This window comes from Salipiger sp. PrR007, assembly GCF_010499845.1.
In the GTDB taxonomy this organism is placed as follows: domain Bacteria; phylum Pseudomonadota; class Alphaproteobacteria; order Rhodobacterales; family Rhodobacteraceae; genus Salipiger; species Salipiger pacificus_A.
This window is the reverse complement of the sequence record NZ_JAAGOZ010000009.1, coordinates 1-24,356: the sequence shown is the minus strand read 5'-3', so window position 1 is coordinate 24,356 and position 24,356 is coordinate 1. Positions and strand designations below refer to the sequence as shown.

At 65.2% G+C, this 24,356-nt stretch carries 35 protein-coding genes; 26 read left to right on the top strand and 9 right to left on the bottom strand.

Annotated elements, in window-relative coordinates; genetic code table 11:
- Positions 1-76 precede the first annotated feature (76 nt).
- The 8 genes from G0Q01_RS01825 to G0Q01_RS01790 all read right to left on the bottom strand — a co-directional run bounded on the left by G0Q01_RS01825 (position 77) and on the right by G0Q01_RS01790 (position 5,814).
- Positions 77-2,293, bottom strand: coding sequence for a DNA cytosine methyltransferase (locus tag G0Q01_RS01825; protein ID WP_164212982.1), 2,217 nt, complete (start codon positions 2,291-2,293; stop codon positions 77-79).
- Positions 2,293-2,511 carry a hypothetical protein gene (locus G0Q01_RS01820; RefSeq protein WP_164212981.1) on the bottom strand — a complete coding sequence of 73 codons (219 nt, stop codon included), beginning with the start codon at positions 2,509-2,511 and terminating at the stop codon, positions 2,293-2,295. Before G0Q01_RS01820 ends, G0Q01_RS01825 begins: the two co-directional genes overlap by 1 nt.
- Positions 2,511-2,795 carry a hypothetical protein gene (locus G0Q01_RS01815; RefSeq protein ID WP_164212980.1) on the bottom strand — a complete coding sequence of 95 codons (285 nt, stop codon included), beginning with the start codon at positions 2,793-2,795 and terminating at the stop codon, positions 2,511-2,513. Before G0Q01_RS01815 ends, G0Q01_RS01820 begins: the two co-directional genes overlap by 1 nt.
- Positions 2,796-2,860: 65 nt before the next feature.
- Positions 2,861-3,850, bottom strand: coding sequence for a DUF2303 family protein (locus G0Q01_RS01810; protein ID WP_164212979.1), 990 nt, complete (start codon positions 3,848-3,850; stop codon positions 2,861-2,863).
- A gap of 25 nt (positions 3,851-3,875) precedes the next feature.
- Positions 3,876-4,295, bottom strand: coding sequence for a hypothetical protein (locus G0Q01_RS01805; protein ID WP_164212978.1), 420 nt, complete (start codon positions 4,293-4,295; stop codon positions 3,876-3,878).
- A 265-nt stretch (positions 4,296-4,560) separates the two neighbouring features.
- Entirely contained in the window at positions 4,561-4,764 is a 204-nt protein-coding gene (locus G0Q01_RS01800; protein WP_164212977.1) for a hypothetical protein, read from the bottom strand.
- 324 nt (positions 4,765-5,088) lie between these two features.
- Positions 5,089-5,277, bottom strand: a complete 189-nt coding sequence (locus G0Q01_RS01795) for a hypothetical protein (RefSeq protein ID WP_164212976.1) — start codon at positions 5,275-5,277, stop codon at positions 5,089-5,091.
- A 258-nt stretch (positions 5,278-5,535) separates the two neighbouring features.
- Positions 5,536-5,814 carry a helix-turn-helix domain-containing protein gene (locus tag G0Q01_RS01790; protein WP_164212975.1) on the bottom strand — a complete coding sequence of 93 codons (279 nt, stop codon included), beginning with the start codon at positions 5,812-5,814 and terminating at the stop codon, positions 5,536-5,538.
- Between the two features lie 103 nt (positions 5,815-5,917).
- On the opposite strand from G0Q01_RS01790, the gene G0Q01_RS27255 reads away from it, so the two are divergent.
- The 17 genes from G0Q01_RS27255 (at position 5,918) to G0Q01_RS01705 (ending at position 18,285) form a co-directional block, all read left to right on the top strand.
- On the top strand, positions 5,918-6,124 hold the full coding sequence (locus G0Q01_RS27255; RefSeq protein ID WP_164212974.1) for a helix-turn-helix transcriptional regulator: 207 nt from the start codon (positions 5,918-5,920) through the stop codon (positions 6,122-6,124).
- Positions 6,125-6,367: 243 nt separating this feature from the next.
- On the top strand, positions 6,368-6,829 hold the full coding sequence (locus tag G0Q01_RS01780; protein ID WP_164212973.1) for a hypothetical protein: 462 nt from the start codon (positions 6,368-6,370) through the stop codon (positions 6,827-6,829).
- A gap of 62 nt (positions 6,830-6,891) precedes the next feature.
- Positions 6,892-7,638 carry a helix-turn-helix domain-containing protein gene (locus G0Q01_RS01775; protein ID WP_164212972.1) on the top strand — a complete coding sequence of 249 codons (747 nt, stop codon included), beginning with the start codon at positions 6,892-6,894 and terminating at the stop codon, positions 7,636-7,638.
- Entirely contained in the window at positions 7,635-7,931 is a 297-nt protein-coding gene (locus tag G0Q01_RS01770) for a hypothetical protein (RefSeq protein ID WP_164212971.1), read from the top strand. Before G0Q01_RS01775 ends, G0Q01_RS01770 begins: the two co-directional genes overlap by 4 nt.
- Positions 7,931-8,548 carry a hypothetical protein gene (locus G0Q01_RS01765; RefSeq protein ID WP_164212970.1) on the top strand — a complete coding sequence of 206 codons (618 nt, stop codon included), beginning with the start codon at positions 7,931-7,933 and terminating at the stop codon, positions 8,546-8,548. The genes G0Q01_RS01770 and G0Q01_RS01765 overlap by 1 nt, the downstream gene beginning before the upstream one ends.
- 251 nt (positions 8,549-8,799) lie before the next feature.
- Positions 8,800-9,393: a hypothetical protein gene (locus tag G0Q01_RS01760; protein ID WP_164212969.1), complete on the top strand. Its 594-nt coding sequence runs from the start codon at positions 8,800-8,802 to the stop codon at positions 9,391-9,393.
- A complete protein-coding gene (locus G0Q01_RS01755; RefSeq protein WP_164212968.1) occupies positions 9,390-10,055 on the top strand; it encodes a transcription termination/antitermination NusG family protein in 666 nt (221 codons plus the stop codon). Before G0Q01_RS01760 ends, G0Q01_RS01755 begins: the two co-directional genes overlap by 4 nt.
- 221 nt (positions 10,056-10,276) lie before the next feature.
- Positions 10,277-10,660: an HNH endonuclease signature motif containing protein gene (locus G0Q01_RS01750; RefSeq protein ID WP_164212967.1), complete on the top strand. Its 384-nt coding sequence runs from the start codon at positions 10,277-10,279 to the stop codon at positions 10,658-10,660.
- Positions 10,661-10,766: 106 nt separating this feature from the next.
- Positions 10,767-11,204: a P27 family phage terminase small subunit gene (locus G0Q01_RS01745; RefSeq protein WP_164212966.1), complete on the top strand. Its 438-nt coding sequence runs from the start codon at positions 10,767-10,769 to the stop codon at positions 11,202-11,204.
- Positions 11,191-12,858 carry a terminase TerL endonuclease subunit gene (locus G0Q01_RS01740; protein ID WP_164212965.1) on the top strand — a complete coding sequence of 556 codons (1,668 nt, stop codon included), beginning with the start codon at positions 11,191-11,193 and terminating at the stop codon, positions 12,856-12,858. Before G0Q01_RS01745 ends, G0Q01_RS01740 begins: the two co-directional genes overlap by 14 nt.
- Positions 12,855-14,132, top strand: coding sequence for a phage portal protein (locus G0Q01_RS01735; RefSeq protein WP_164212964.1), 1,278 nt, complete (start codon positions 12,855-12,857; stop codon positions 14,130-14,132). Before G0Q01_RS01740 ends, G0Q01_RS01735 begins: the two co-directional genes overlap by 4 nt.
- Complete coding sequence (locus G0Q01_RS01730; protein WP_164212963.1) at positions 14,129-15,049, top strand: S49 family peptidase; 921 nt, start codon at positions 14,129-14,131, stop codon at positions 15,047-15,049. Before G0Q01_RS01735 ends, G0Q01_RS01730 begins: the two co-directional genes overlap by 4 nt.
- Positions 15,050-15,165: 116 nt before the next feature.
- A complete protein-coding gene (locus G0Q01_RS01725) occupies positions 15,166-16,488 on the top strand; it encodes a phage major capsid protein (RefSeq protein WP_164212962.1) in 1,323 nt (440 codons plus the stop codon).
- A 66-nt stretch (positions 16,489-16,554) separates the two neighbouring features.
- On the top strand, positions 16,555-17,010 hold the full coding sequence (locus G0Q01_RS01720) for a hypothetical protein (protein WP_164212961.1): 456 nt from the start codon (positions 16,555-16,557) through the stop codon (positions 17,008-17,010).
- A complete protein-coding gene (locus tag G0Q01_RS01715; protein ID WP_164212960.1) occupies positions 17,007-17,321 on the top strand; it encodes a hypothetical protein in 315 nt (104 codons plus the stop codon). Before G0Q01_RS01720 ends, G0Q01_RS01715 begins: the two co-directional genes overlap by 4 nt.
- A gap of 15 nt (positions 17,322-17,336) precedes the next feature.
- Positions 17,337-17,909, top strand: coding sequence for a hypothetical protein (locus G0Q01_RS01710; protein ID WP_164212959.1), 573 nt, complete (start codon positions 17,337-17,339; stop codon positions 17,907-17,909).
- Position 17,910: 1 nt separating this feature from the next.
- Entirely contained in the window at positions 17,911-18,285 is a 375-nt protein-coding gene (locus G0Q01_RS01705; protein ID WP_164212958.1) for a head-tail adaptor protein, read from the top strand.
- Between the two features lie 6 nt (positions 18,286-18,291).
- On the opposite strand, the gene G0Q01_RS01700 is transcribed toward G0Q01_RS01705, so the two are convergent.
- Positions 18,292-18,609 (bottom strand): hypothetical protein, encoded by a 318-nt coding sequence (locus G0Q01_RS01700; protein WP_164212957.1) that lies wholly within the window; start codon positions 18,607-18,609, stop codon positions 18,292-18,294.
- 14 nt (positions 18,610-18,623) lie between these two features.
- On the opposite strand from G0Q01_RS01700, the gene G0Q01_RS01695 reads away from it, so the two are divergent.
- From G0Q01_RS01695 to G0Q01_RS01660, 9 genes are all read left to right on the top strand, one after another.
- A complete protein-coding gene (locus G0Q01_RS01695; protein ID WP_164212956.1) occupies positions 18,624-18,983 on the top strand; it encodes a hypothetical protein in 360 nt (119 codons plus the stop codon).
- Entirely contained in the window at positions 18,976-19,389 is a 414-nt protein-coding gene (locus G0Q01_RS01690) for a DUF3168 domain-containing protein (RefSeq protein WP_164212955.1), read from the top strand. The genes G0Q01_RS01695 and G0Q01_RS01690 overlap by 8 nt, the downstream gene beginning before the upstream one ends.
- Positions 19,390-19,445: 56 nt before the next feature.
- On the top strand, positions 19,446-19,880 hold the full coding sequence (locus G0Q01_RS01685; protein WP_203594864.1) for a phage major tail protein, TP901-1 family: 435 nt from the start codon (positions 19,446-19,448) through the stop codon (positions 19,878-19,880).
- Positions 19,880-20,287: a GTA-gp10 family protein gene (locus G0Q01_RS01680; protein WP_164212954.1), complete on the top strand. Its 408-nt coding sequence runs from the start codon at positions 19,880-19,882 to the stop codon at positions 20,285-20,287. Before G0Q01_RS01685 ends, G0Q01_RS01680 begins: the two co-directional genes overlap by 1 nt.
- A 44-nt stretch (positions 20,288-20,331) precedes the next feature.
- Entirely contained in the window at positions 20,332-20,454 is a 123-nt protein-coding gene (locus G0Q01_RS27020; RefSeq protein ID WP_255455523.1) for a hypothetical protein, read from the top strand.
- Positions 20,447-22,732 (top strand): phage tail tape measure protein, encoded by a 2,286-nt coding sequence (locus G0Q01_RS01675; RefSeq protein WP_164212953.1) that lies wholly within the window; start codon positions 20,447-20,449, stop codon positions 22,730-22,732. The genes G0Q01_RS27020 and G0Q01_RS01675 overlap by 8 nt, the downstream gene beginning before the upstream one ends.
- A gap of 94 nt (positions 22,733-22,826) precedes the next feature.
- A complete protein-coding gene (locus tag G0Q01_RS01670; RefSeq protein WP_164212952.1) occupies positions 22,827-23,090 on the top strand; it encodes a hypothetical protein in 264 nt (87 codons plus the stop codon).
- Entirely contained in the window at positions 23,087-23,557 is a 471-nt protein-coding gene (locus tag G0Q01_RS01665) for a DUF1833 family protein (RefSeq protein WP_164212951.1), read from the top strand. The genes G0Q01_RS01670 and G0Q01_RS01665 overlap by 4 nt, the downstream gene beginning before the upstream one ends.
- 343 nt (positions 23,558-23,900) lie before the next feature.
- Positions 23,901-24,281 (top strand): NlpC/P60 family protein, encoded by a 381-nt coding sequence (locus G0Q01_RS01660; protein WP_164212950.1) that lies wholly within the window; start codon positions 23,901-23,903, stop codon positions 24,279-24,281.
- The last annotated feature ends 75 nt before the right edge of the window (positions 24,282-24,356 follow it).

The following is a 24,356-nucleotide window of genomic DNA, read 5'->3' as shown; positions in this document are numbered from 1 at the left end:
CAGAACTTTTGTATTACCAGTTGCCCCGGTTTGGAAAATGTCCCCCCAATCCGGGGCATTTGGTGGGCGACGCCACTCATGCGGCAACCTCCCGAGCTTCGACCAGGTGCGCGCAGTTCGCCCGCACCAGCTCCTCGGCCAGTGGCGGGCAGACGCTATTCCCGACGCAGGAAACCTGCACGTCCTTCGGGAAGGCCTCGAACTCCCATTCGCCTCCTTCCTCGCGCCAGACGCCCTCGATCACGTAGTCGGAGGGGAAGCCCTGCGCGTTGAAGAGCTCGCGCGGGGTGAGCATCCGCATGCCCACGTCAACGATGACGAAGGACGTGCCGCCGATCTCGAGGGTGACGAACTCGCGGTCATCCCAGAGCCCGTGCGCGCGCAGCAGCTCGGCCACTTGGCGGGCCCGCGGCGCGTGCGCCTCGTCGAAGGGCGGGGCGGCTACCTCGGCCTGCATCGGGCCCATGCGGTCTTTGGTGGTGACCGTGTGCATCGGCCCATGTGCCGGGGCGCCGTCGCCGGTGCCGTAGTATTTGGCCAGCCATGCGGCGACAGGTGTCTGATGGCTGCCGGAACTCGTGACGGTCGAGATCGGCTCGCTGGCGGGACGGCCCGGGTGCACGCCCCGCAGGTCGTTGTTCTGCTGGGCGAGGTAAGCCGCGACCGGGTATTGCTTCACACCGCCGGCGACGACGGTGTTCAGCGGCGCGGTGATGTCGAGCGCGCGAGGCGCCTGGCCTTTCCGCTCGCCGTTCCCGACATGCACCATGGTCGCGGCGATTACGCTGTTCTGGTCCTTCTTGCTCGCGCAGATCGTGTGATGCGGATCCTCGATCGACCGGCAGCGGCCGCCCTGCTGCGCATAGGTCAGCACCGGCGCCACGACGGCGCTGTGATTGCCCGCGGCGCAGACGGTGGGGTGAGGCTGCGCCACGGGGCCCATGCGGCGCGTGGTGCCCTTCAAGCTGGCCAGCAGTGGTGCGAGGATGCCGAGCGGTGCCGCGCCGCCCGGGCGCTTGAGGTAGCTGTTGGCGGTGACCGTGGGCAGCGGTGCCGCGATGTCGCTTCCCGTCGCGCCGGTCATGAACTTGGCGATGGAAGGGGCGATGAGCGCGTGCCGGTTTTCGCAGGTCACAGTCCGAAGGGGCTCGCCAAGCGTGGCAGCGCGAGTGCCGCGGCCTTCGCCGTGCCCGTAGTAGGTGGCGAGCGCGGGCGCGACCACGGCATGCGAAATGCCGCCCGCGGTCACCACGCCATGCGGCTCGGTCAGCGGGTATTCCCGGCGGCCGCCGCTGTCGCCGTGGGCGATGCTCACCAGCGACGGGGTAACAAGGGCCTTCTCGCCGCGGTTCGCGCCGGTCACGGTGCGCAGGGGATCGTCGAGATCCTCGGTGCGCGCGCCGTGGGTTAGATTGACCAGGAAGGGACGCTCGGCGTCGAGCACATAGCGGCGCAGCCCCTTGGCCACCCGGGCGAGGGTATTGTTCGCCAGCGGCCGCACGGCGCGCAGCCCGTGCTTCTCCTTGATCTCGGCCTTGCTGTCGAAGATGCTCGGGCAGGGCAGCGACCAGTCGATGCATTCCGCCGCGGTGCGCCACGGCTGCAGCTTGCCCGACTTAACCTCGTCCGAGTCCGGCGCGCCATGCGTGGGCGCTGGCCATACGATGCGCTGGCCGTCAAACCGGATGCAGACGAACAGCCGCTTGCGGATCGTCGGGGCGCCGTAGTCGCAGGCGCGCAGCTCGCGGCGCTCGATCTTCCCGCCGAGCTTGCGGATCGCCTTGCACCATGCGGCGAAGGTCTCGCCTTTGCGCGCCGGGCACGGCATCAGGCCGCGGTCGGTCTCGATCAGTGGGCCCCAGCCCGCGAACTCTTCGACGTTCTCCATCAGCACCACGTCGACGCGCCCACCGCTCTTCTGGATGCGCTCGATCCAGCCGGGGATGATCCACGCGAGATCGCGGATGTTGCGCGCCACCGGCTTGCCGCCCTTGGCCTTGCTGAAGTGCTTGCAGTCCGGGCTGAACCACATGAGGCCGATGTGCTTGCCTGCGAGGTGGTCGAGCGGATCGACGCGGTAGACGTTTTCGGACAGGTGCAGTGTCTCGGAGTGGTTCGCCGCGTGCAGCGCCAGCGCCGCCGGGTTGTGGTTGATCGCGATGTCGGGCCCGCGGCCAAGCGCCATCTCTATGCCGGTGCTGGCTCCGCCGCCGCCGGCGAAGCTGTCGACGATCAGCGGCAGGCCGGTGAAGGCGCGGTCGGGAAGCTCGGGGAAGTCGAAGGTGTCGCGCATCAGTATGCCTCCGCCGCCTTAGCAGCCCTGCGCAGGCTGCGGATGCTGTCCTCTGCCACGCTGGCGATTGCGGCATACAAGATGCCGAGACGGGTCTCGCTGAGGTCGCTGGCTTCCTGGCGCGCTCGGTCCCGCACGTCGGTGAGCGTGTCGATCTCTCCCATGGCGGAGCGGCTGTCTTCGGTGTCGATGGCTTGGGTGTCGGAGATGTCGAGCATCACAGCCACCCCGCCAGATAGGCCGCGGCGGCGCGGATCGCGGCGGCGAGCATGTCAAGGCTATTCCAGATCACCCACACGCCGCCGGTGACCAGCGTTGCGGCGATGAGCAGAGCTGCCCACCAGCCCTCCGGTAGGCGCGCGTCGGCGAGATTCTCGGAGCTGAGCCGGTCACGCAGGCCATTACCCTCGTATTCCTGCTCGCGAGCGAGGGTCGGAAGGTCGGCGGACTTGCGATGCGCGCGTTTGCTCATGCGCGAAAGGTCTGCTGGGGTCATCGTCATATCGTCTCTCCACAGTCGTCCATCTCAGCGCCCCGGCGGTCGGGGCGCTGGCAAAGGCGGCTGGATCAGGTTTCGGGGGTGCCTTGGAACATCGGCAGGCCGGTCGCATCGCGCGCGGTGGCGACGGCCTCGTCGAAGGCTGCTTCAAAAGCCTTCTCAGGGTTGTAGATGGTGAGGATGAACTTCACCGAGGCGCCGGCCTTGCGATAGCGGAAGCGAACCGGCAGGCGATAAGGCGCGCCATTCAGGAAAACCGGGATCGCGATGGTGATGAGGTTCGGGACATTGAGCGGCTTGCCGTCCGCGCCCTTGTGCTCGTTGAGGAACTGGATCTCGGATTCGCCGGTGTCACGGTTGGTCTTCACGGTCAGGTCGCTGGTCTCGTGCACCTGGAAGCGGCGGGACATGGCGAGCAGCTGCGAGAGCTGGCCAAAGCGCCCTTCGATCTTCTGGGCGGTCTGGATCAGCCGGTTTTCCCAGGGCTCGTTCTTATCCGAGATGGTGCCACCGAGGACAGCCGGCGTCGGGTCCATGATGTCCTTGGCGTGGGCCTCGATGAATTCGCCCATCTCGTCCTTGTCGAGCGGCTGGCCGGAGATGCGCATCCAGTCCTTCCATTCCTCCGAAAGGGGGAAGCTGTAGATCGCCCGGTGATGGCAGTGCCGCGCCGTCGGGTCGCCGGCAGGTGCTATGGGCTGGGCCGGGCCTTCAAGGTGATAGTCTGCGATGCAGGTGAGCGTCGGCTTCTGCATGTCCGGCTTCGCGAAGAGCACGGAGTTCTCGCCCTGGAAGCGCTTTGTCCAAGCGATCAGGCTGTCGAGATCGTCGAGGCGGGCCGTGCCAGCGCGGCGCAGCGGCTTAAGGTAGCCAGCCGCCTCCCGGAGCTTGTCTGTAAGGTCGCTGACTTTCCGCCCGTCGGGCAGGGTGATCAGGTGCGCCTTGCCGAGGTGGATCTCGGTCGGCGTCTCGATCAGGTCGTGATGCCCGATCTCCTGCAGGATGTCCCGCATGGTCTCGGCAGGGTTCTGCAGCGTGTGGGTGACAGCTTCTGTCATAGTCGTTTCCTTGTGGGTGGTGTGGTCAGATGTCCCGGACTTCGCCGGTCTCGGGGTCGTAGTTGGTGGCCTCGCGAACCGGCTGGTTCATGCGCGCCATCATCGGGCTGTAGAGCGTCAGCTCGCCCGCATCGTTGATGTACGCGGCGGCGCTGCTCGGCGGCTTCTTGGGGTCTTTGAAGGTGACGGTGGCGCCCATGCCGACATCGCCCGCGTTGCCTACGGCGTAGTTCAGCTGGATGGTCATGGTGCCGTTGCAGCCTTTGGAGCCGTGCTGGGCGTTGTGCTCGAGCAGGTCCTGCATGAGCTTCTGGTGGCCGGTCATGACCTCGCCCAAGAATTCGCCGCCATCGAAGAGCATCAGGATTTGCTCAAGCGTCCGCATCTTGAACGGATCGTGCTGCTCGGGCGGGTTGATCTGGGCGGGCGGCTTCTTGTTGGTCATCACGGCGGTTCTCCTAGCGAAATTGATGCCCCCGCCGCCTTGGTGCTGGGGGAGTGCACTCGGGATAGACTTGGCGGCGGGGGATGCGGGCCTCATGCCCTGCATTCGGTGGGTCGGCCCCATGGCGGGCGGCATCCAGTTGGCGTGGTCCTGTGAGGGAATTCGGCGGTCCGTGAGTGGTGGCGTCGTCCGCTTCATCTTCTCTCCGCGCCGGGCCTCTTGCGGGCCCTTGCTGGATGCCGCCGGCCATGGGGCCGACGGCGGCTCAGGCGGTTCCCGTCGGTCGCGGCCCGAAGGCCTGCTGCAGCAGGCGGGTGCGATGGGCGGTGCGCAGGCCTTTGGCGCGGGCGCAGGCGGCGATGATCGCGGGCTGGGCGCGCTCCAGCGCCGTGGCAAGCTCTGCCTCTTGTGCGCGGCGCTGCTGGCGCCCGAGGCCGGGCATCTGGATGATATTGCTGGGATGGCTCATTTGATCCTCCGGTTGGGTCGCCGCTTGGCGCGGCGAAATTCGAGGTCCAGCACGATCGCGCAGAAGCGCGCCGCGTCGGGGCTTGGCATGTCCACGAGGGCTGTGTGGCGACGGCCATCCCGCATCACGATGTACTGGCGGAATGGGCGTGCCTGGATGGGGCGAAAGGCGACCCTCATCTCTCTGCAACCTCTGCATGAAAATGCATGGAATTACCTTGGGTCACCCCTTGCGGGCCTTTTCGCTCTGAGCGGTGGCAGGTAATTGTTCGGCGGGGATTCGGCACAACTCTCAGGAGAGGCGGCTCATGTTGGGCGGTTACTGTCATGGCCTGCTCTCCCCGATGAGAGCAGCTGGAATATTGGGAAGTGCGGGCGGGGGTGTGCCGCTGCCGTCGTCAGAGGGTGCCGCGAAAATGTCGGCCAGATCGCCAGCGCGGGCGGAGGCCGCGGAGCGATTGCCCTCGCGGATCGCGCGCTTGAGCAGTTCAAGGCGGTGCTGAAAATGATCCATCTGTGATGTCTCCCTAATAGCTGCCTCACGATCAGCCTGAGGGGCCTGTTCGGTGCGGCATGGGAGACGTGATACGCCTGACGTATGATCTGGTCAATACGTCTGGCGTATAAACTGGAAAATAAATACAGCTACCTTAGGGTCACTATGGTAGAACACATGCAGAACATGCGACTGGGGATGAGTACATGGGTAATGACTACGGTCAGCAATTACTGGCCGCACTACGCTTCCTGGAGCTGGGCGAATCGACTGATCTTAGCCCTGGTTGTCTTCGAGAAGGGTCAGGAGGGCGGCGCGACGTTCGGGACTTGCTGACCGGAACGCTTCAAGAAAGCGCTGCTCCAGCTCGGGGATGCCGAAAAGTTCGACAGTGCTGACATTGAGGGCTTTTGCGATCTGATCGGCGACCGCAAGAGACGGATTGTTCGTTCCGCTCTCGATGCGCGAGATGGTTGCCTGCTTGACGTTCGCGAGCTCTGCCAGCTTTGCCTGGGACAGTCCGCGAGCAGTCCTTATGCGCTTAAGGTTCTTCATGCTTGCTATGTCACAGAAGGGCTCAGGCATGGGTAGTCCCATGTGCGGATAATTATTCGCCGGACGGATTGACCGACTAATACGCTGGGCGTATATCTGCGTCATGGCAACTCTCGCTCAATTTCTTAAACAAAGTCAGATGACGCAGCGAGCATTCGCTGACGCCGTAGGAGTATCGCAGCCGACGGTCAATCGATGGCTGAACGGTGCAATGCCTTCGTGGGCAAGGGCGGCGACCATAGAGCGTGTAACTGGTGGAAAAGTCCCGGTCGCGTCTTGGGTGTCCGTGCCTTCGAAGGAGGCTTCGTAATGACTTGCCAGTGCAAGAGACATTTGCGCCGGTTCGCGGCTTTTCAAGCTCCTGCCATCGAAAATTGCATCCCGGCGCCCCTCGTGCCGGGCCGCAGCGCGGGCGGGGGTTCTTCCTCCTCCCTGGTCCTGCCCGCGCTGCACCTGAACGCCACCACTCACTGAACATTGCACTCGTTCCATGGTCCCGAACCTGCACCGAGTTGCCAAGTCCTTCCAGCTAAACGAAAACGAGGCCCTTCACATGAGAGCGCAGACGTACGGCACGATCCAGAACGCGGTTTGCGAGGCGGTCGAGGCGACCGGCAAGCGTCACAAGGATGTGGCGGACTTCCTCGGCATTCGTGGCTCGACCCTGTCCTACGGGATGGAGGACAACGAAGATCGCCCGGGCGGTCTGGGTGTGAACTACCTGCATCGGCTGGGCATGGAATGCCCGGCCGCAGCGGTTCCCCTAGCGCAGCACTTTGCAGGGTTGGCCGGCGGTGTCTTCCAGCCCGTCGAGGTCGGAGGCGGCGTAACCTCGCTGTTTACCCACTGCGGCCACGTCGCCAAGGAGAACGGTGAGGCGCTTTCGTCGATCCTTCATGCCGCGGTGAATGCCTCCCCAAAGTCGGATCAAGATGCGGTTCGCGAGATCGACGAGGCGGTCGCCATGCTGTTGGCGGCGAGGGGCATCATCGTCTCGCGGCGGGGTGCGGCGTAATGGGGAGCGTAGCGGGTCTATCAGGCCGTGAAAAATCGATCTTCGAGTTCTGGCGGGATGGCATGACCGATAGCGAGATCGCCGGCAAGCTCGGGTGCACGGTCGAGTTCGTCGGAGCTACCCGTCGCCGCCTCGAGGTGGCCGAGAACAAGTTCTGCGCCAACAAGGCTGACGAGGCCGGGCGTCTTGTTGAGAGGACTTTGACGGCGCTCTGGCGCGAAGGGCTCACGGACCAGCGGATCGCCGACCGCCTCGGATGCGCGCGTTCGACAGTCTTCAGGATACGCACGAAGCTCGGGCTTGCGCGAGTGCCGCGCACGTGCACGAGCAAGGTCGATGACGATGAGTTGCGGCGCTTGCATGCGGCGGGAAAGACGGATGCGCAGATGGCCGAGGTCTTCGGCGTGAAGCTATCGACTATCAGGCCGCGGCGCGCCAAATTGGGTCTGGTCCGGAACCGCGCTGCTGATGGTGCGCGTCGGCCGGGGCCGCAAGCATTCACCGAGGCGGAGATGCGCGTGGCGCACTCCGAGGGGCTGACCGACCAAGAACTCTCCGAGCGCCTCCACGCGACCACCACTGTCGTCGGTCATTGGCGGCGGGAATACGGGTTGCCCGTGAACAGGGCGCTTCCAGAGGTCGAGCTCTCCGAAGCGACCGCGCCGGAGGAAATGCCGACCGATACCGCGCAGCGCGCCATGCTGATCCGGGCGGCGCGCCACGCCTTCGCCCTGACTCCGCAGGACCCGCGACTGCTTCCCATGCTCGAGCCCCTCGTAGCAGAAGAGATGCGGAGGGCAGCGCCATGAACGGGCCCAGCCGTGCCTCCTTCTTGAGTGCAGCAACCTCCCTCGCCCTGCGCAAGGGCGGCATGAAGATCTGCGAAGACAGCATCAAGACGCTGAGCGATGCGCTCGACGACTACCCTTTGGCGATGCCTGGGGACGAGATCGGCCCGGCCCATGGCCGCGCGCGCGAGGTTATCGCTGCGCGCCGGGCCGGTGATGAGGCTGCCTTCGGCGCAGCGAAATATGCGCTCGAGCTTGAGATGTCCGGCTTCTGGATACTGCAGGCTCAGGCTTATTCCACGGGGAGAGGTTAATGGTCATTCAGCGCGCTTTGCGGCCAGTCGATACTGATGGTTTGCCGGAGTATCCGATCTCGGCAGACGACAGGCTCGACTCGCACTTCTTCATCCAGTGGAACCTTAAACGCTGGCGGAAGAGCAATTTCCGGCGGCTCGCAGAACCTGAGGTCGGCTGGTTTGGCTTCCTCCTGATCTGCGAGGCTCACGACGAGTCTCCTGTCGGAACCTTGCCGACTGATGAGCGGCTGCTGGCGGACACGGTAGGTGTCAGCCTCGACCGGTGGCGTCAGCTCTGCGAGCGGGAAATCAATCCTCTCCACAACTGGCACCTCGTGCGCTGCGACAATGGCGAGATCAGGTACGCCCACCCGATCGTGCAGGAAGTGGCGCTTGAGGCCTTGAAGTCTCGAAAGAAGAACCTCGTCGAGGCTGACCAACGCCGTCTCGCCAAGCGCCTGAAAGACCTTCGGGAGATGATCGAGACGCGGATCGGTGCGGGGCAGCTGGTCCGCACACCTGGCTTCATTGAGCGCTTCAACGCATGGCTCGAGGAGCACTACCCCGACGCGCAGCGCCGGGAGCCGCTCGTGCGACAGGCATTGGATGAATTCCAGCTGGAGATGTCGCGATGATGGGGGTGCTGATGTTCCGTGATATTCTGTTACCGTCACAGAATATTCCGGAAAAATCACAGAACGGAACGGAAAGAGCACGGAATTTTCCGTGTTTCTCCACGTCCAGACGTGGGCGTTCCCCTTTTTTGGCCCGTTTCCGTTCCCGCTGAAAGGAAAGGAAACGAGAAAGAAACGAAAAGACTGCACCGCACCACACCAGCGGTGAAGCCTGTGGATAACTCAGAATTTGCTGAGAGAAGGGGCTGGCAATGACCACCGAGCAGACCACCACCACCGAGACGAACCGTGACCGGGTGCGCAGACTGCTGATCGCACCGCTCCAGGCGCGGGGCTTCCGCTTTCCGAAGGGTACCGAGCAGTCTGAGCAGGTGAAGCGGCTCGACGCAATTGCCGACAGCATGGGCTATCTAGGCGATGAGAGCCTACGGGTGCTGGAGCAATGCATGCGGGCGAAGGGTCAGGGCTCGGCCCGGTGCTTCTGGCCTGAGCTCGCGAGCTTCGAGGGATACGCCGAGGCGCGCGAGCCGCGTCCTCTCGGCGAGCTGCCTGCGGTGCTGCGCTGGTTCCGGTCTGTGGCAGGGCGCGAGGCGCTGGCGGGCAACAGGCTGGTGGCCGAGTATCAGTTCTGGACCGAGAAGAAGCGCCCGCCCACCAGCTACCGGGAAAAGGCGGCAGTGGCACGGCGCGCCAGCGAACACGCCTCGAAGGTCGAGCGGGTGCGTGATCGCATCTCGCGCGGCCTCTTGCCGTTCGACGGCGATGGGGAGTGGCTCGCCTGGTATGACGAAACCGAGGCGAAGGTGCGTGGCTATGTCGATGCCGCGCAGGACGGTGACGCATGAGCATCGTGATTTCAGAACAGCAGTGGAGTGCGCAAGCGATGGTCAGCCCCTACCTCAGCCTCCGGATCGGTGACGCGGTCCCGGTCGAGAGCAGCTCGACGGCGATCTTCGAGCCGGGAGAAAGCGCTTGGTATGCCCTGCTCTGCCGGCCGCAACAGGAGGGACAGGCCGAAGGTTGGCTCGCGGCTCGCGGTGTCTACGCCTTCCACCCCGTGACCTCACGACGGACAAAGGTGCTCGGTCGCGTGCGGGAGTACGAACGCCGATACCTGCCGGGTTATGTCTTCGCGCGCTTCGGAGGCGTACCGGTACCGCACCGCGTCCTGGCCTCGCCCTTCCTCACCGGTGCACTCTGCATGTCAGACGGACAGTGGGGCATCCTCGGACCGAAGCGTCTGGCCTCGCTGCACGAAATGCGGGCGCGTGACCTCCGTCAGGAAGATGAGAGGCGGGAACAGAAGCGCAGGGCGGACGCGGCGAGGCGGGTGCGAGCTGGTGATCGGGCAATGTTCAAGGCCGGTCCGTTTGCGGGGCTGCACTGTGAGGTGGTCGAGATCTGCGCGGCCGGCGGCATCAAGGTGCGTTTCGAGCTCTTCGGACGGGAGAACTCTGTGACCACCACCGGAACCACTCTTGTCGCGTTGCCTTCCAAAGAGAGTTGACAGGACAGCGCGGCGATTTCTATGTTGCCGACACAAGCCTCATGCTCCGAGTGCTCTCCCGATGCGGGACAGATACCGGAGAGGGTGGGCGGCGAGGATGGGTTCAAACGCCACATCTGACCAGCCTGCATTGTGTCCTGAGCCCCGCCATCGTGCGGGGCTTTGTCGTTTCTAGGCTATGGGCATGGACCTCTTCCCTCAGGCAGCAGCCGGGCACGGCGATGCGTAAGCTCTGCGCCGCGCCCGGCTGCGAAGAAATCGCACTCACTGGCAAGCCGCGGTGCGCTGATCATCAGGCCGAACAAGACGAGAAGCGGGCCGGACAGAAGGCAGCGGCACAGGCCACGCCCCACGCCGCCGCCGCCCGCGCGCTCTACGCCGATCCGAGATGGAAGGCGGCAGCGCGGCTCTTCCTTCAGCGGCATCCGTGCTGCGTTGACTGCGACGAGCTTGGGGTTGTCGAGCCCGCAACCGACGTTGACCACGTGGTGCCGCACAAGGGCGACCGCTCGCTCTTCTGGGATCGGTCGAACTGGCAGGCCCTCTGCCATCGATGCCACAGCCGGAAGACGGCCCGCGAGGTTTTCCACGGGGACCGGGGGTAGGTCAAAAATCTGGGCTGGGGAGCGGAAACCGACGCCCAGACCTTTCTCTCCGCGCCGGTGAATTTGGAGAAAAAAGCCCACTTGGTAGGGCATTAGGAGGTTAGCCATGAAAGGGCGGAAGCCGAGCATGGAGAACGTGGTGCCGATGCGGGAGGAGATGCCCAAGCCGGTTCCCGCGGCGCACGATCTCATGTCCGACGCCGCCAAGGATGTGTGGGATCGCCTTGCGCCGGAGCTGATCAAGTTCGACCGGCTCAAGCCACACTTCGAGGACATCTTCGCCGCCTACTGCGAGTCGGTGGCCGACGTCATTGAGCTGAGCAGTAACATCGCGTTGGAGGGGCGCACCTACTCGGTGCAGACCCGCAACGGGATGCAGCAGAAGAAAACGGCCAACTGGCAGGCCCGGCAGGATGCGCTGGCGAATATGCGCCAGCTCGGCGCCCTCTTCGGCATGACGCCGGTGGATGAAGCGCGCCTCAGCTCGGGGTCGCAGGGTGACCTCTTCAACGATCTTCTGGAGAAGCTTCGTGGAGGCGATTGACCATCCGGTAAGCCGGTATGCGCTCGACGTGATCGAAGGCAACATTGCCTCGGGGCCGCTGGTCCGGATGGCGTGCGAGCGGCATCTGCTTGACCTCGAGACCGGCGCAGATCGCGGCCTGGTCTTCGATACTAAGGCTGCGGACATGGTGATCCGCTTCGCGAGCGTGCTGCGCCACACGACGGGCTCGATGGCCGGCGCATCGCTGACCCTGCAGCCCTGGCAGGTGTTTCGGCATGGCTCTGTCTTCGGCTGGAAGCATGCCGAGACCGGGCTGCGGCGGTTCCGCTCCACCTATCACCAGGTGGCGAAGAAGAACGGCAAGACCACCGACACGGCGGTGCCGATGCTCTACACCCAGCTCTTCGACGGCGAGGGAGCGCCGCAGGGCTATTGCGCAGCGACTACCCGCGATCAGGCGGGGCTGCTTTTTAACGAGATCAAGCGGATGATCCGCGGGTCTTCGGCGCTCTCGCAGCTGCTCGATGTCTACAAGACGCAGATCCAGTCGCCGCGAACGAACGGCTACATCGCCGCGCTCAGCCGCGACGGCAACAGCGCCGACGGCATCAACCCGCATTTCGCGGCCCGCGACGAGGTCCACCGTTGGACAGACCGCGAGCTGGCGGACGTGGTGACCAACTCGATGATTGCCCGGTCGCAGCCGATCGATTGGGCGATCACCACCGCCGGGGCTGACCGCGCAAGCCTTTGCGGTGAGATCAGGGGCTATGCCGAGCGGGTGCTGCGCGGCGACGTGCGCGACGACAGCTTCTTCGGTTTCGTGGCTGAGCCGCCTGAGGACGCCGACCCCTCGGACCCGGCGACCTGGGCCATGGCGAACCCGAACCTCGGCGTTGCCTTCACCGAGGCGGACTTCCGGCGCATCCACGATGAGGCGCAGGCGATCCGGGGCAAGATGCCGAACTTCCGGCGCCTGCACCTCAACCTCTGGACCGAGGGCGCGCAAAGCTGGATCGCCCGAGATGTCTGGGATGGCGGTTTGGCCAAGGCGCCCTTCGCGCTCGAGCAGCTCTACGGGCGCAAGGCGTGGGTCGGTCTCGACCTCAGCCGCACCACCGACCTGACCTCGATCGTCGTCGCGGTCCCGGTCGATGGCGTGATCTACATGCTCTGTTTCGCGTTCATCGCGGAGGGGCCAAAGGGGTTCGTCGCCCGGGCGCAGTCGGAGAACCGGGACTATGTCGCGTGGCGCGACGACGGATGGCTTGAGGTGCACCGGGGCGGCGTCATCGACGAAGACCAGGTCATCGAGCGCATGAAGTGGATTCGGGCGCGCTTCGATCTTCAGGAAGTCGCCTATGACCGTTGGGGCATGAAGTACGTTGCGGGTGAGCTGGACAAGATGCGCTTCCCGCTCCTCGAGTTCGGGCAGGGCTACGCCAGCATGTCGCCGGCTACCAAGCGCTTCGAGCGCGCGGTCATCCAGCACCGGCTGCGTCACAATGGAAACCCGCTGCTCGCTTGGGCGGTCGGAAACGTGGTCCTCGACCAGGACGCAGCCGAGAACGTGAAGCCGAACAAGAAGAAGGCCACCGGGCGTATCGACCCGGCAGTCGCCGCCATCATGGCCGTGGGCCGCGCCGAGGTCGGCGAAGAGAAACGCAAGGCAAGGGACGTGGTGATCGTATGAAGTTCTTCGGACTGGACATCTCGCGCGGCCGCCCGGCCGATCTTGCGCAGCGCGTCGAGCCGCCCGTTTCCGCTCCGGCGGCGACAGCGGTCAGCGACGAAGGTCTTCTCGCCGTGGGCTGGGGCTCGCTTGGCGGGGCGACGGCGGTTCGTGGCCTGCCTCGCGTGACACCGGAGACGGCAGTGCATCACGGCACTGTCTTTTCGTGCTGCAACAATATCGCGGGCGATCTGTCGAAAGTGCCGCTGAAGCTCTGGCAGCGTCAGGCCAATGGGCAGGATGTGCGTGTGCGTCAGCATGCGGTCGCGGAGCTTCTGAATGGCGAAGCCGCTCCCGGTGTTCCCGCGCGCCTGGTGCGCTTCGCGGCGGTCTACGCCTACGCGCTGCGGGGCAACGGCCACATTTACGGGCCGCGCGATGGCGGTGGTGAGCTGACCCGGCTCGACATCGTGCGGCAGGGCAACGTATCGATCCTGCGCGATGGGCTGGAGCGCTTCTACCAGTTCGAGGACGGGGCGGGCATTCAGCGTCGGGTTCCGGCCCGCTCGATGGTGCACCTGCGCTACATGGCCGAGGACGGCTGGACCGGGCGCAGCCCGATCCAAGTCGCTGCCGAGAGCGTCGGCATCGCCCTCGCGGGCCAGCGCGCCGCGGCGCGTAACGCCGCTGGCGGGACCACCAAAGGGGTGATCAAGCTCGGCGACAACTACGAGAGCGAAGAGCAGCGCACCCGGAACGCCCGCCGCATCAAGGGCACGATGTCCGATCCCTCCGGAGACGGGTGGATCGTCACCAACCCCGACGAGGACGTGAAGGCGCTCGATATCTCGGCAGCCGACCAGGAGCTGCTCTCCAGCCGCAAGTTCGACCGCGAGATGATCGCAGGCATCTACCGCATGCCGCCGAGCAAACTGCAGATGCTGGAATACGGGGTGAAGGCCAACGGCGAGCAGCAGGCCATCGACTATCTCACCGACTGCCTGCTGCACTGGTCGGCGCTGGTCGAGGCGCAGCTCGACGTGGCGCTGCTGACCCGCGCCGAGCGCGATGCCGGCATGTTCCTGCGCCACGACTTCGGCGCTCTGCTGCAGCCGACGGTCAAGGAACAATACGAGGCGCTGAACCGTGCAGTGGGCGGGCCCTTCATGCGGCCCAACGAGGCGCGCCTGAAACTCGGCCTCGTGCCGGTCGATGAGGGCGCGCAGCTCAACCCGGCGCCGAACATGACGCGGACCGAACCGTCCCGCACCCAGTCCGAAGGAGACGACGAATGACCGCTCAGACCGTTGCGAGCCTCTTCACCGGCACGCCGCTGGCGATGTCCCGCACCCACGGCGCGCCCCTTATGCAGATGGCGATGCCAGATGGCGCGGGCCAGCCGCAGGCGGTCGAGGCCGCATTGTCGGTCCGGCTCGAGCCGGGGGAGCGCTACGCGATCAGCCGTAACGTGGCCATCGTCCCGGTGCGCGGTCTTCTGACCCCGAATGCCTTCGTGCTGGAGCGCTGGCTCGGCTGGTCGACCTACCACGGCCTTGAGGCCACGATGCAGGAGCTGAGCGCGAACGACGACGTCGCGGCCATCGTGTTGCTCTGCGACTCTCCGGGCGGCTATGTCCTAGGCATCGCCGGCGCCTCGGCGGCGGTGGCGGCGGCGAAGGCAGTGAAGCCCGTGCATGCCCTGGTGCATCCGCTGTCGGCCTCGGCCTGCTATCACATCGCGAGCCAAGCCACCGACATCTCGCTGACACCGGGCAGCGTTGTCGGCTCGATCGGCTGCATGCAGATCGCCGCAGCTCCGGTGCAGCCCGGTATGTTCGGAGAGCAGACCTTCATCATCACGTCGTCCAGCGCCCGGGCAAAGCGGCCCGACCCGTCGAGCGACGAGGGCCGCACCGAAATTCTCCGGGGCCTCGATGAGATGGAGGCAGCTTTCCATGCAGCGGTGTCCGCGGGCCGTGGCATCCCGCTCGCCGAACTGACCGAGCGTCTTTCGACCACCGATGACCCCGCCGACGGCGGTGCAATTTTCTGGGGCGAGGATGCCCGGTCGCGCGGCCTGGTCGATCGCCTGGAGACCGCGCGCGAGTTCTGGGAACGGATCGGCGCGATCTACGCTCCGCGCCCGGCACGGCCCGCAGGGCGCGGAGCCCGCGCACAAGCTGCAGCAGCTGCGGCGCGTCTCGCCATCTGACCTGACACCAAATCCGGCTCGGCCTCTCGGCCCGGCCTGAGACTGCCCTGCCGATGCGCGGCGGGGTCTTTTTGCTGCGCGGATCGCGCGGTGCCCACCAAACAGGAGAACTGAACATGGGCGATATCAACGACCTGCGCCGCGCTCGCAAGGCGGCGGCGGAAGACATGCAGGCCAAGGCCGATGCTCTGACCACGCTGGAAGACCAGGAGAGCGCCGATGAAGCCGCGCTCGAAGGCGCGCAGGCAGCATTCGACGCGGCCAAGGCTACCTTCGACAAAGCCGACCGTCAGGTGAAGCGCGCCGAGGACGTCGAAGCGGCCAGCGCCTCGGCAGCGGCTCCCGAGCCCGGTTCCGAGCCGAATGCGCCGCGCGGCGGTGTTGCTGCGCAGCCGAAAGAAAAAGGCCTGCAGTTCGGCGCCATGCTCCGCACGCTCGCGGCTGCGGGCGGCCGCGTGCGCGAGGCGCGGGAGATTGCCGAAGAGAACGGCCAGAGTGGTCTCTTCGCTGCTCAGAACGTCTCGTCCGGTGTGGCGGGCGGCTTCCTCGTGCCCGAGGACGTCAGCTCCGAAGTGATCGAGCTGCTGCGCCCGGCCAGCGTCGTGACCGCAATGGGCCCGCGCATCGTGCCGATGCCGGACGGCAACCTGACCCAGAACCGCCGCGCCAGCGGGGCGAGCTTTGGTTACGGCGATGAGGGCTCCGACGCGCCGGTCACTGGCTACGCCTACGGCCAGATGAAGCTCTCGGCGAAGAAGATGCGCGGCATCATCCCGATCTCGAACGACCTGCTGCGCACCGCTTCAACCGCCGTTGACCGCATGGTGCGGGATGACGCGATCGAGGATGCGGCGCAGATCCAGGACCGCTACTTCCTACGCGGTCTGGGCACTGAGTTTGCGCCGAAGGGTCTGCGCTTCCAGCTGCTCGGCACCGCCGCCGCGGCCACCAACATTCTTGCCATGAGCGGCGATGCGAGCGTGCAGTCGGTGAATAGCAACCTCGGTCGCATGGAACTGGCGCTAGCCAATGCCAACGTGCCCTACAGCGGGGCGCATTGGATCATGTCGCCGCGCACCGCGATGTTCCTGACCAACCTCGTCGATGGCAACGGCAACAAGGCGTTCCCCGAGATGGCGAACGGCCAGCTGCGCCGCAAGCCGGTGCACGTCACCACCGAGATGCCCTCGAACCTCGGCGCGGGGGGCAACGAGTCCGAGATCATGCTGGTGCACCCGAAGCACGTCGTCATCGGCGAGCACATGGGCATCACCATCGCGATGTCCGAGCAGGCTGCATACCGCGACGACAGCGGCGAGCTGCAGTCGGCGTTCAGCCGCGATGAGACGCTGATGCGCATGATCATGCAGCACGATCTCGGCCTGCGGCATCTGCCCGCCGTCGCCGTGCTCACCGGCGTGACCTGGGCCGACCAGTAACCCCAGGCGATGACCGATAGGCGGGCGTTCGCGCCCGTCTCCACTTCCTTTTTGAGGACTGATCCCATGTTGCAAATGAAGAATATCGGCGCGCTTTTGGCAGTGGTGCGCGCCGCCGGCAATGCCGCGGTGACCGCGGCCGGCGCCGGTGATGCCACGGCTGTTCCGGGCGAGATCATCGATCGCGCCGAGAAGGGCATGCCGCAGTCCGGCGTGCTGGCCATCCCGTTCACCGCGACCCTTGCCGAGGGCGAGACGCTCAGCGTTGCCTACACCGTCGAGGAAGGCGAAGAGGACGATCTGTCCGATGCGAACACGCTCGCGAGCGAAACCGTGGTCGCCGCAACCGGCCCGACCGGCGGCGGCACCGTCACCGGCTGCGTCGAGATCGACGTCAAGCTGCGCGCCTGCGGCCGTTACGTCCGTATCGGCTACACGCCCGACCTCAGTGCCAGCGGCACCGACACCGCAGCGCTCTCTGCGGTTCTGGTCTGTGGTGGCATGGATCGTCTGCCGCAATGAGGGTTGTGAAGTTCAACCGGACCCACCTGATGTATCAGCGTGGTGAGACTGCCGGTTTCCCCGAGGATCACGCGAACAAGCTGATCGCTGCGGGGATCGCGCGCGACCCGAATGCGCCGAAGATCGAAGCGCTACCCGACGGCGACAACGTATCGCCCGCGGGCGGTGCTGGAGGTGGTGAAGGCGGCGAAGGGGGAGAGCCCAGCGGTGCCAAGGCCGAAAAGACCGGCGCCGCAGTGACCAAAGAGGACGGCGAGCCCGCCGCGACCGAGCCGGGCGCGCCGCCCGCTCAGGGCAAGAGCCGCAAGTAAGAAAGGGCCGGGCGCATGCGTTATATCGGGGAAGGTGAAATCGCACCGGTGGTCAGCGTCACGCAGTTCATCAATGCGGTGCATGGTGAAATGCCTGATACCAGCGAGCAGGCCTCTATCGAGATGCTGCTCGGGGCTGCGCAGGACGTGGTCACCACGGCGGCGAACATCCCCCCGGCGCCCGGCCTCTACGAATTCACCTATCCGCTCTACGGCTGGCGCCGCTGGTGGTTTCCCTGCTGCCCGGTGACATCGCTTTCCGCGCTTGCGGTGACCGACGATGCGGGCGCGTGGGTCGATCAGCCGCTTGATGGCGTGATGCTGGTGCAGGGCGAGGACGAACCGCAGCTGCTGCTGCCCGAGCGCTGGTCGGGCAATGAGGCGGGGCGGACGCTGCGCATCCAGGCCGAGGTCGGCGGGGCCTTCCCGCGCAACCTCTGGCGGGCAGTCGTCTCGCTCGCTCGGGAATGGCGCGAGGCGGACATCAGCGTCTCGGGGGATATCCAACCGCCGCGCGCCTCATTTAGCGTGCAGCGGCTCATCAAGCAGGCGCGCTACGTGCGCCCCAATGTCTCGGCGGGGTGCTGAGATGGCCGGGGGGCGTCTGAGCGACCGCATCACCGTGCAGCGCAAGGTGAAGGGCGCAGTGCGGCCCGGCGTGGTGGTGGAGAGATGGGCTGACCTCGAGCTCGAGGCCGGTGTGCCGGTTCAGCTCTGGGCCGATTTTGCCGAGCAGTCGGGAGGCGAGAGCCTTGTCGCAGGGCGCGATGAGGCGGTGAGGCTTGCGAAGGTGCTGATCAAGGATGGACCAGCCGCCCGGCAGATCACGGCGGCGGATCGCTTGGTCGCGCGCGGCGCGGTCTGGAAAATTCGTAGCACGCCGGCGCGGTCTCAGGATCGGGCAGATGTGCTGGAGATGGCTTGTGAAGAATGGGTCAAAGCACCGGATTGGCCGATTGTTTGAGGTCCCCTATTTCGCCCACTCTTGGTAACTTGCGAGTCCTGGCTTCATCATGGTGCCTTTCTCCTTATCTACGACGCACAGCAAGACGTTCTTCGAGCTTCCCGATTCTTGATCTGCAAGGACCTCGAACACGTAGCTGCCTTTTCGGCGCCAGGCATCTGAGACGCGGGTATCGCGTCCGTCTGCGTAGTCTTCGGAAATCCACTTCGCGCACGCTCCTCCAAGCTTTTCCTTATCTGAGTCGGTCACTTGCACGAAATGTCCGTAGGCGAGAACGCCGCCCATAACCGCAACAATCGCGGTGAGTACTATCAACGGTTTCAAATTTGGAGGCTCCTATGGCGGTAATCGGTGCTGATAAGGTCATGCGAAAGCTCTCGAAATTGGAGCGCCGGGTCAAGCAAGAGGTCGATGCGGGAAACCGGAAGAGCGGCGAGGAACTCGTCCGCACGGCCAAGGTGCTGATCCCGGTTGGCGAAGACGTCCACAAAGACGGCCACGAGCGGGACAAGATCACTGGCACCCAGAACCCGGACGGCAGCTATCTCGTGGATTTCGGGCCGAAGTCAAAAGTCATCGAAGGTGACCGCGGGCCGCGTGCCTTCGTGAACCCTGCTCTCAAGGTGCTTCGAAAGAGGCGGCTGAACCGTGCCAAGCGGGCGGTAAACAAGGCAGTGAAGGAGAGCTTCCGTGGATGAAGGGCCCGTCCTCGCGCTTCAGGATGCGGTTGTGCTCGCGCTTCTCGCCGACGCCGGGGTCGCGGCTCTTGTCGCGGATCGCGTCTTCGTCGAGCCTCAGGAGGATGTCGCGTTTCCCTATATCCATCTCGGCCGGCAAGATGCCAGCGCCGACCGGATCGGCTGCTACACCGACGAGTCGATCATCTTCTCGGTCGAGTGCCAGTCTCGCCCGGTCTCGGCGCGTGTCGAGGCGCTGCAGCTGGCCCACGCGGTCAGAGTTGCGCTCGACGACGCCGAACTGGCGCTGACGGGCTACACGCTCGACTGGTGCGACTACCTCACCCACGCCGTCAGCCGCTCGAAGGATGGCGACACCTACACCGCGACGGTCGCCTTTGAGGCCGCTGTCGCGCCCGCCGCGTAACGCCCTTCGGCAAGGCGATCCGGGCGTGAGCCCATCTTTCCAAACAGGAGGCCATCATGGCTAAGAAAAAGGGGCGTCAGCTTCTCATCAAGCTCAGCGACGGGCAGGCGACGCCGCAGTTCGAGACGCTCTGCGCGCTCACCACGAAGACGCTCACGATCAACAACGAGGAAATCGACGTCACGACGTCGGACTGTGATGCGCCCGAGGGACCTCTGTGGACCGAGGTGCTTGACGGGGTGAAACGCGTGTCGGTTTCGGGCAACGGCATCTCGAAAAAAGAGAACGCCGAGGCGCGCCTCGCGACGGTTGCCATGTCGAGCCCGCCGGTCATCGCTGCGCAGGTCATCGTCCCGAACTTCGGAACCTTTGAAGGGAGCTTCTTCATCCAGTCCGGAGATTTCGGGGGCGACCAGACGGGTGGCGTGACCTTCAGCCTTTCCGCGGGATCGACCGGCGCCGTGACCTTCACGCCCGAGGCTGCGAGCTGATGTCGATCGCGCGGTCGGGTGTCTATGAAGAAAGGGTCGGCGGGGAGTTCCGCCGGCTCGTTCTTCGCAATGGCGAGATCGAGCGTTTCGAAGAGCAGCACGATCTCGGGATCTTCGAAGTTTGGGATCAGCTCTTCGGACGCGGCGAACGTGGTCCTCAGGCGCGCCACGTGCGCGACCTCATTGCCCTGGCGCTCGTCGGCGGCGGGATGTCCGATCGTGCGGCCGACGAGCTTGTCGGGAGCTTGCCACCGTCTGAGAACCTCGTGCTGCGGGAAACCGCCAAGCGGGTGTTGGGGGTGACCTTCCTGCCCGCCGTTCTCGACCAGAGCAAAAAAAAAGAGGCTGGATCACCCGCGCGATCCGGGCGCCCGAAACGCACTACGGCGCCCGCGACAAAATCCTGAACATCTGCGGCGTGATGGGGCGGCTACCGGCTGAGGTGCGTGCCATGACGCCTCGGGAAACAGCAGACCTCGTCGAGGCCTGGAATGAGGCGCAGAGCGAGGCCGCGGGCGAGGTCGCGCCGCCGACCGAGGATGAATACGAGGAGCTGTTGAAGCGATATGGCTGACGAAGAACTCGAGCGCATCACGATCCTTCTGCAAGCGCGTGACAAGGATTTCGCGCGGGCGATCGACCGCAACAACAAGCTGATCGCCCGCCTGCAGCGCGACGCCACCCAGAACACGTCGAAGATGGCGCGCGACATCGACAGCAATCTGAACAAGGCCGCGGCGAGCGTTGGCAATCTCACCAAGGCCTTCGCCGCTGGCGCGGCGGCGACCGCCGTGGGTGTGCTGACCTCGAACCTGCGTCAGGGCGTCAATGCCATTGCGCAGATCGGCGATGAGGCGCGCCGCTCCGGTCTCGGCGTCGAGGCGTTTCAACAGCTGAGCTATGTCGCGAGTCAGTCGCGGATCCCGATCGACGCGGTGGTCGATGGCATGAAGGAACTGAACCTGCGCGCCGATGAGTTCGTCGTGACCGGAAAGGGCTCCGCAGCCGATGCCTTCGCGCGCCTCGGCCTCGGGGCGGCGGACCTGCAGCGCCAGCTCGAGAAGCCGGAAGAGCTGCTGCTCGACATCATTGGGCGCATGGAAGACCTCGACCGTGCGGCACAGATCAGGGTCGCGGACGAGATTTTCGGTGGCACCGGTGGCGAGCGTTTTGTCGAGCTTCTGGCGAAAGGCGAGGACGGCATTCGCTCGATGATGGAACAGGCCGAGGAAATGGGTCTTGTCATTGACGCCGAGCTGATCGCCAAGGCGCAACGGATCGACGCCGAGTTCTCGCGCATGATGGACAAGGCCTCGACCTGGGCAAAGGGTCTTGCGGTGGCGCTCGCCGATATCCCCTTCGACGTCATTGAGACGCGTCTCAAAGAGATTTTCCCGGATGAGGCTCAAGGGCGCGCTGTACTGGGGGACGAGATTTACGACAGCCTCTCGGACCTGAACGATCTTACCGATGAGCAGGTGGCTAGCGCACGCGCGCTCAGTGCGGAGTACAGCCGGTTGGGCGAAGAGGCGGCGCGCATGCGGCCCTCTCTCGACCAGGCGGTCAATATGTTGATGGCATTCGGCTACACCGATGCGGCCGCTGCGATCATGGCTGCACGCGATGAGATGCTTGAACTTAACCAGGGGCTGCAAGATGGCACGGTCAGCGCTGGTGACTTCGAGGACGGCATGCGGACTGCCGTCGATCAGGCATCAGCGGCCTTGGCGCAGATTGATGAAATTGACCGCTCCACGTTCTCTGGTGTGATCGCGCAGATTGGTGCCCTCGCAGCGTCGTTGGGGGAGGCGGCGGCGCGTGCCGCAGAGGTTCGGCGCAACTTTCCCGGCGGCACTCCTGGCATGACGCGGGCGCCGGAAGGGCCTGTCGACTTCCAGCTTCCGCCGGGGCGCAATGCGCCGACCTCGTCGCCGCGTCCACAGCTGCCCAGCGTCGATTTCAGCTTCGGCGTTCCGGATGCTCCCAAGAAGAAGCGCAACGGCGGCAGCGGCGGAAAGAAGAAGAAAGACGAGTGGGCGGAAGAGCTCGAGCGCACGCGCGAGCAGATTGCCCGGCTTGAGGCGGAGTCTGCCTCGCTGCTCGTCGCGGCTGAGTACGGCACCGAGCTTGGCGACGCCATGGAGTATGCCCGAACCCGCGCTGAGCTTCTTCATGCCGCGCAGCAGGCCGGAAAGGAAATCACGCCGGAACTGACGAAGCAGGTCGACGAGCTTGCCCGCGCTCACATGGAAGCGGCTTTGGCCGCCGAAGAGAATTCCGATCGCCTCGATCAGTTTCAGGATAACGCGCAGCGCGGTGCGGACGCGATGGCGGATTTCTTCGGCAGTATCCTCGACGGCTCCCAGTCAGCGGAGGATGCGCTACGCAGCCTCGTCGGGCAGATGCTTCGCGCGCAACTGAATTCGGCCTTCACCGGCATCGCGGACGCCGGCGGGGCGTCCGGAGGGTTCCTGGCGACGATCGGTGCGGCGCTATCCGGAAAGCGGGCCGGCGGCGGCGGTGTGCGAGGTGGGCACGCGTACCTGGTCAACGAGAACACGCCGAACAGCGAGGTTTTCGTGCCATCGCAGTCGGGGGCGATTCTCAATGTCCCGCAGGCGCAGGCTGCGCTCAAGGGGGCATCCGCTCCGCAGAGCGCATCGGCCCCGGTGGTCAACGTGCCAGTCAACGTGACAACAGCGCCGGGCATGCGAGCGGACGTTCGCCGCACCAGCGCCGGTATCGACATCGAGGTGATGATGGAGCGCAAGTTCGAAGAATACATCGACAGCGGAGCTGCGGACTCGGCGATGGGTCGGTCCTATGGTCTCCGCGGGCGTCCGAGAGGCTGATGTCATGCCGACATGGCCAGCGGGGCTCCCGTTCTTCAATATCGCTGCCGAGATGACCAGGTCGGGACCGCAAGGTGCAGTTCGCCGATCGCAGATGGACATCGGACCCGCGCAGGTGCGGCGCATCACCAGCTCGGCGCCGAAGACGCGCGGCGGACGTACACCCGCGCTCAGCCTCGCGCAGGTCGAGGCATTCGAGGCATTCTTTTCTACTGATCTTGGCGAGGGCGCTCTCAGCTTCACCGCCACCGATCCGTTCGATTGTGCCGAAGCCACCTTCCGGTTCGTCGGGAGCTATGAGGTCTCCCGCGTCGGGCGGTATTACTCGATCACCGCAGAATTGGAGATCCTCCCATGAGGCCGATCACAGACCGCCTGCTCAGCGAGCTCTACGCGGGCGAGAGCAGCGCAGTGCTGGTGCCCTTGGTGAAGCTGACGCATCCGGACTGGCCCGAGCCGGTCTGCCTGGTGCGGGACACCGAGCCTCTGACCCACGGCGGCGAAGAATACCTGCCGTTCCCGTTCCAGATCACCCTGCCGGATGATCGCGACAAGGGTTTCCCCGTCCTCAAGTGGACCGCGTCGAACGTCTCGCGCGAGATCATCGGCCAGTTCCGGGCGATCACCGGCGAGGTGCTGGGCCGCGTGGTCTACGTGCTGACCTCGCATCCAGACGTCATCGAGGTTGGGCCGTTCGAGGTCGAGATCACCGGCATCGAATACGACGCGCTGACCATCAGCGGCGTGATGACAATCGAGCCGATCCTGCAAGAGCAGTTCGGCTATCTGGAAATGACGTCCGGCACGACGCCGGCGCTGTTTTGACCACAGGAGAAATTAAGATGTTCAGAAACCTGCGGGCCTTCGCGGCGCGCGGCTTGCGCCGTGCTGACCGAAAGGCAGAGATGAAGGGCGGCCAAGACGCCAATTACGGAGATGGGCCTTTTGTCATTGGTCGCCACGCGGTGGCGAGCGGAACTGCTAGCAGCGCTGCCGCCTCGGCAGGGTCATGCCCTTGCCGGGATGCAGCATGCGTCGTGCATGGTTGTCGCGCGCGGCGTGAGGGAGGGGAACTCGAAGATCGGATTTCAATCCTAGAGGATGATGTCAGTTTCCTCAAATCCCAGGTGTCGTTTCTGATTTCACGCATCGGGCAATAGCAGCTTCCATGTGGACTGATGCGTGGATTGGCCTGCCTTACGCGGTGCGGGGGCGGGGCCCGACCGCTTTCGACTGCCTGGGGCTCTTCATCGCCCTGCACCTCGCCCGGCGCGGCGTGGTGATCCCTGACCCGGCCTGCACGATGACCGAGGCGCTGCGGCGCGGCGCCGTTGATGAGCTTCGCCCCCGGTTCCGGCGGGTCGAGGATGCCGAGGAGGGCGATGCCCTGCTCTTCATGATGGCGGGACGCCCGCTGCACCTAGGCTACGCGCTCGACAATATCGACATGCTCCACACGCTCGACGATGCCGGACACTGCAGCCGCATCGAGCGATGGAGCGGCGCCAGCTGGCGCGGGAAGCTCGAAGGAATCTACCGCTTTGCTTGATGACCTGACCCAAGCTCGCGCCATCTCGGTGGCGGCCGAGACCCATCCGCTTTGCCGAGACGTGATCTATCGCGA

Excerpts from the sequence above, each read along its gene's own strand:
- G0Q01_RS01680 (WP_164212954.1), top strand. The coding sequence starts at position 19,880 with ATGTCGATCGCGCGGTCGGGTGTCTATGAAGAAAGGGTCGGCGGGGAG.
- G0Q01_RS01710 (WP_164212959.1), top strand. The coding sequence starts at position 17,337 with ATGCGTTATATCGGGGAAGGTGAAATCGCACCGGTGGTCAGCGTCACG.
- G0Q01_RS01800 (WP_164212977.1), bottom strand. The coding sequence starts at position 4,764 with ATGAGCCATCCCAGCAATATCATCCAGATGCCCGGCCTCGGGCGCCAG.
- G0Q01_RS01735 (WP_164212964.1), top strand. The coding sequence starts at position 12,855 with ATGAAGTTCTTCGGACTGGACATCTCGCGCGGCCGCCCGGCCGATCTT.
- G0Q01_RS01705 (WP_164212958.1), top strand. The coding sequence starts at position 17,911 with ATGGCCGGGGGGCGTCTGAGCGACCGCATCACCGTGCAGCGCAAGGTG.
- G0Q01_RS01775 (WP_164212972.1), top strand. The coding sequence starts at position 6,892 with ATGACCGATAGCGAGATCGCCGGCAAGCTCGGGTGCACGGTCGAGTTC.
- G0Q01_RS01660 (WP_164212950.1), top strand. The coding sequence starts at position 23,901 with ATGTGGACTGATGCGTGGATTGGCCTGCCTTACGCGGTGCGGGGGCGG.
- G0Q01_RS01675 (WP_164212953.1), top strand. The coding sequence starts at position 20,447 with ATGGCTGACGAAGAACTCGAGCGCATCACGATCCTTCTGCAAGCGCGT.
- G0Q01_RS01815 (WP_164212980.1), bottom strand. The coding sequence starts at position 2,795 with ATGACGATGACCCCAGCAGACCTTTCGCGCATGAGCAAACGCGCGCAT.
- G0Q01_RS01770 (WP_164212971.1), top strand. The coding sequence starts at position 7,635 with ATGAACGGGCCCAGCCGTGCCTCCTTCTTGAGTGCAGCAACCTCCCTC.
- G0Q01_RS01810 (WP_164212979.1), bottom strand. The coding sequence starts at position 3,850 with ATGACAGAAGCTGTCACCCACACGCTGCAGAACCCTGCCGAGACCATG.
- G0Q01_RS01780 (WP_164212973.1), top strand. The coding sequence starts at position 6,368 with ATGAGAGCGCAGACGTACGGCACGATCCAGAACGCGGTTTGCGAGGCG.
- G0Q01_RS01665 (WP_164212951.1), top strand. The coding sequence starts at position 23,087 with ATGAGGCCGATCACAGACCGCCTGCTCAGCGAGCTCTACGCGGGCGAG.
- G0Q01_RS01720 (WP_164212961.1), top strand. The coding sequence starts at position 16,555 with ATGTTGCAAATGAAGAATATCGGCGCGCTTTTGGCAGTGGTGCGCGCC.
- G0Q01_RS01750 (WP_164212967.1), top strand. The coding sequence starts at position 10,277 with ATGCGTAAGCTCTGCGCCGCGCCCGGCTGCGAAGAAATCGCACTCACT.
- G0Q01_RS01685 (WP_203594864.1), top strand. The coding sequence starts at position 19,446 with ATGGCTAAGAAAAAGGGGCGTCAGCTTCTCATCAAGCTCAGCGACGGG.
- G0Q01_RS01790 (WP_164212975.1), bottom strand. The coding sequence starts at position 5,814 with ATGAAGAACCTTAAGCGCATAAGGACTGCTCGCGGACTGTCCCAGGCA.
- G0Q01_RS27255 (WP_164212974.1), top strand. The coding sequence starts at position 5,918 with ATGGCAACTCTCGCTCAATTTCTTAAACAAAGTCAGATGACGCAGCGA.
- G0Q01_RS01825 (WP_164212982.1), bottom strand. The coding sequence starts at position 2,293 with ATGCGCGACACCTTCGACTTCCCCGAGCTTCCCGACCGCGCCTTCACC.
- G0Q01_RS01795 (WP_164212976.1), bottom strand. The coding sequence starts at position 5,277 with ATGGATCATTTTCAGCACCGCCTTGAACTGCTCAAGCGCGCGATCCGC.
- G0Q01_RS01730 (WP_164212963.1), top strand. The coding sequence starts at position 14,129 with ATGACCGCTCAGACCGTTGCGAGCCTCTTCACCGGCACGCCGCTGGCG.
- G0Q01_RS01715 (WP_164212960.1), top strand. The coding sequence starts at position 17,007 with ATGAGGGTTGTGAAGTTCAACCGGACCCACCTGATGTATCAGCGTGGT.
- G0Q01_RS01725 (WP_164212962.1), top strand. The coding sequence starts at position 15,166 with ATGGGCGATATCAACGACCTGCGCCGCGCTCGCAAGGCGGCGGCGGAA.
- G0Q01_RS01760 (WP_164212969.1), top strand. The coding sequence starts at position 8,800 with ATGACCACCGAGCAGACCACCACCACCGAGACGAACCGTGACCGGGTG.
- G0Q01_RS01765 (WP_164212970.1), top strand. The coding sequence starts at position 7,931 with ATGGTCATTCAGCGCGCTTTGCGGCCAGTCGATACTGATGGTTTGCCG.
- G0Q01_RS01695 (WP_164212956.1), top strand. The coding sequence starts at position 18,624 with ATGGCGGTAATCGGTGCTGATAAGGTCATGCGAAAGCTCTCGAAATTG.
- G0Q01_RS27020 (WP_255455523.1), top strand. The coding sequence starts at position 20,332 with ATGACGCCTCGGGAAACAGCAGACCTCGTCGAGGCCTGGAATGAGGCG.
- G0Q01_RS01745 (WP_164212966.1), top strand. The coding sequence starts at position 10,767 with ATGAAAGGGCGGAAGCCGAGCATGGAGAACGTGGTGCCGATGCGGGAG.
- G0Q01_RS01755 (WP_164212968.1), top strand. The coding sequence starts at position 9,390 with ATGAGCATCGTGATTTCAGAACAGCAGTGGAGTGCGCAAGCGATGGTC.
- G0Q01_RS01820 (WP_164212981.1), bottom strand. The coding sequence starts at position 2,511 with ATGCTCGACATCTCCGACACCCAAGCCATCGACACCGAAGACAGCCGC.
- G0Q01_RS01805 (WP_164212978.1), bottom strand. The coding sequence starts at position 4,295 with ATGACCAACAAGAAGCCGCCCGCCCAGATCAACCCGCCCGAGCAGCAC.
- G0Q01_RS01670 (WP_164212952.1), top strand. The coding sequence starts at position 22,827 with ATGGACATCGGACCCGCGCAGGTGCGGCGCATCACCAGCTCGGCGCCG.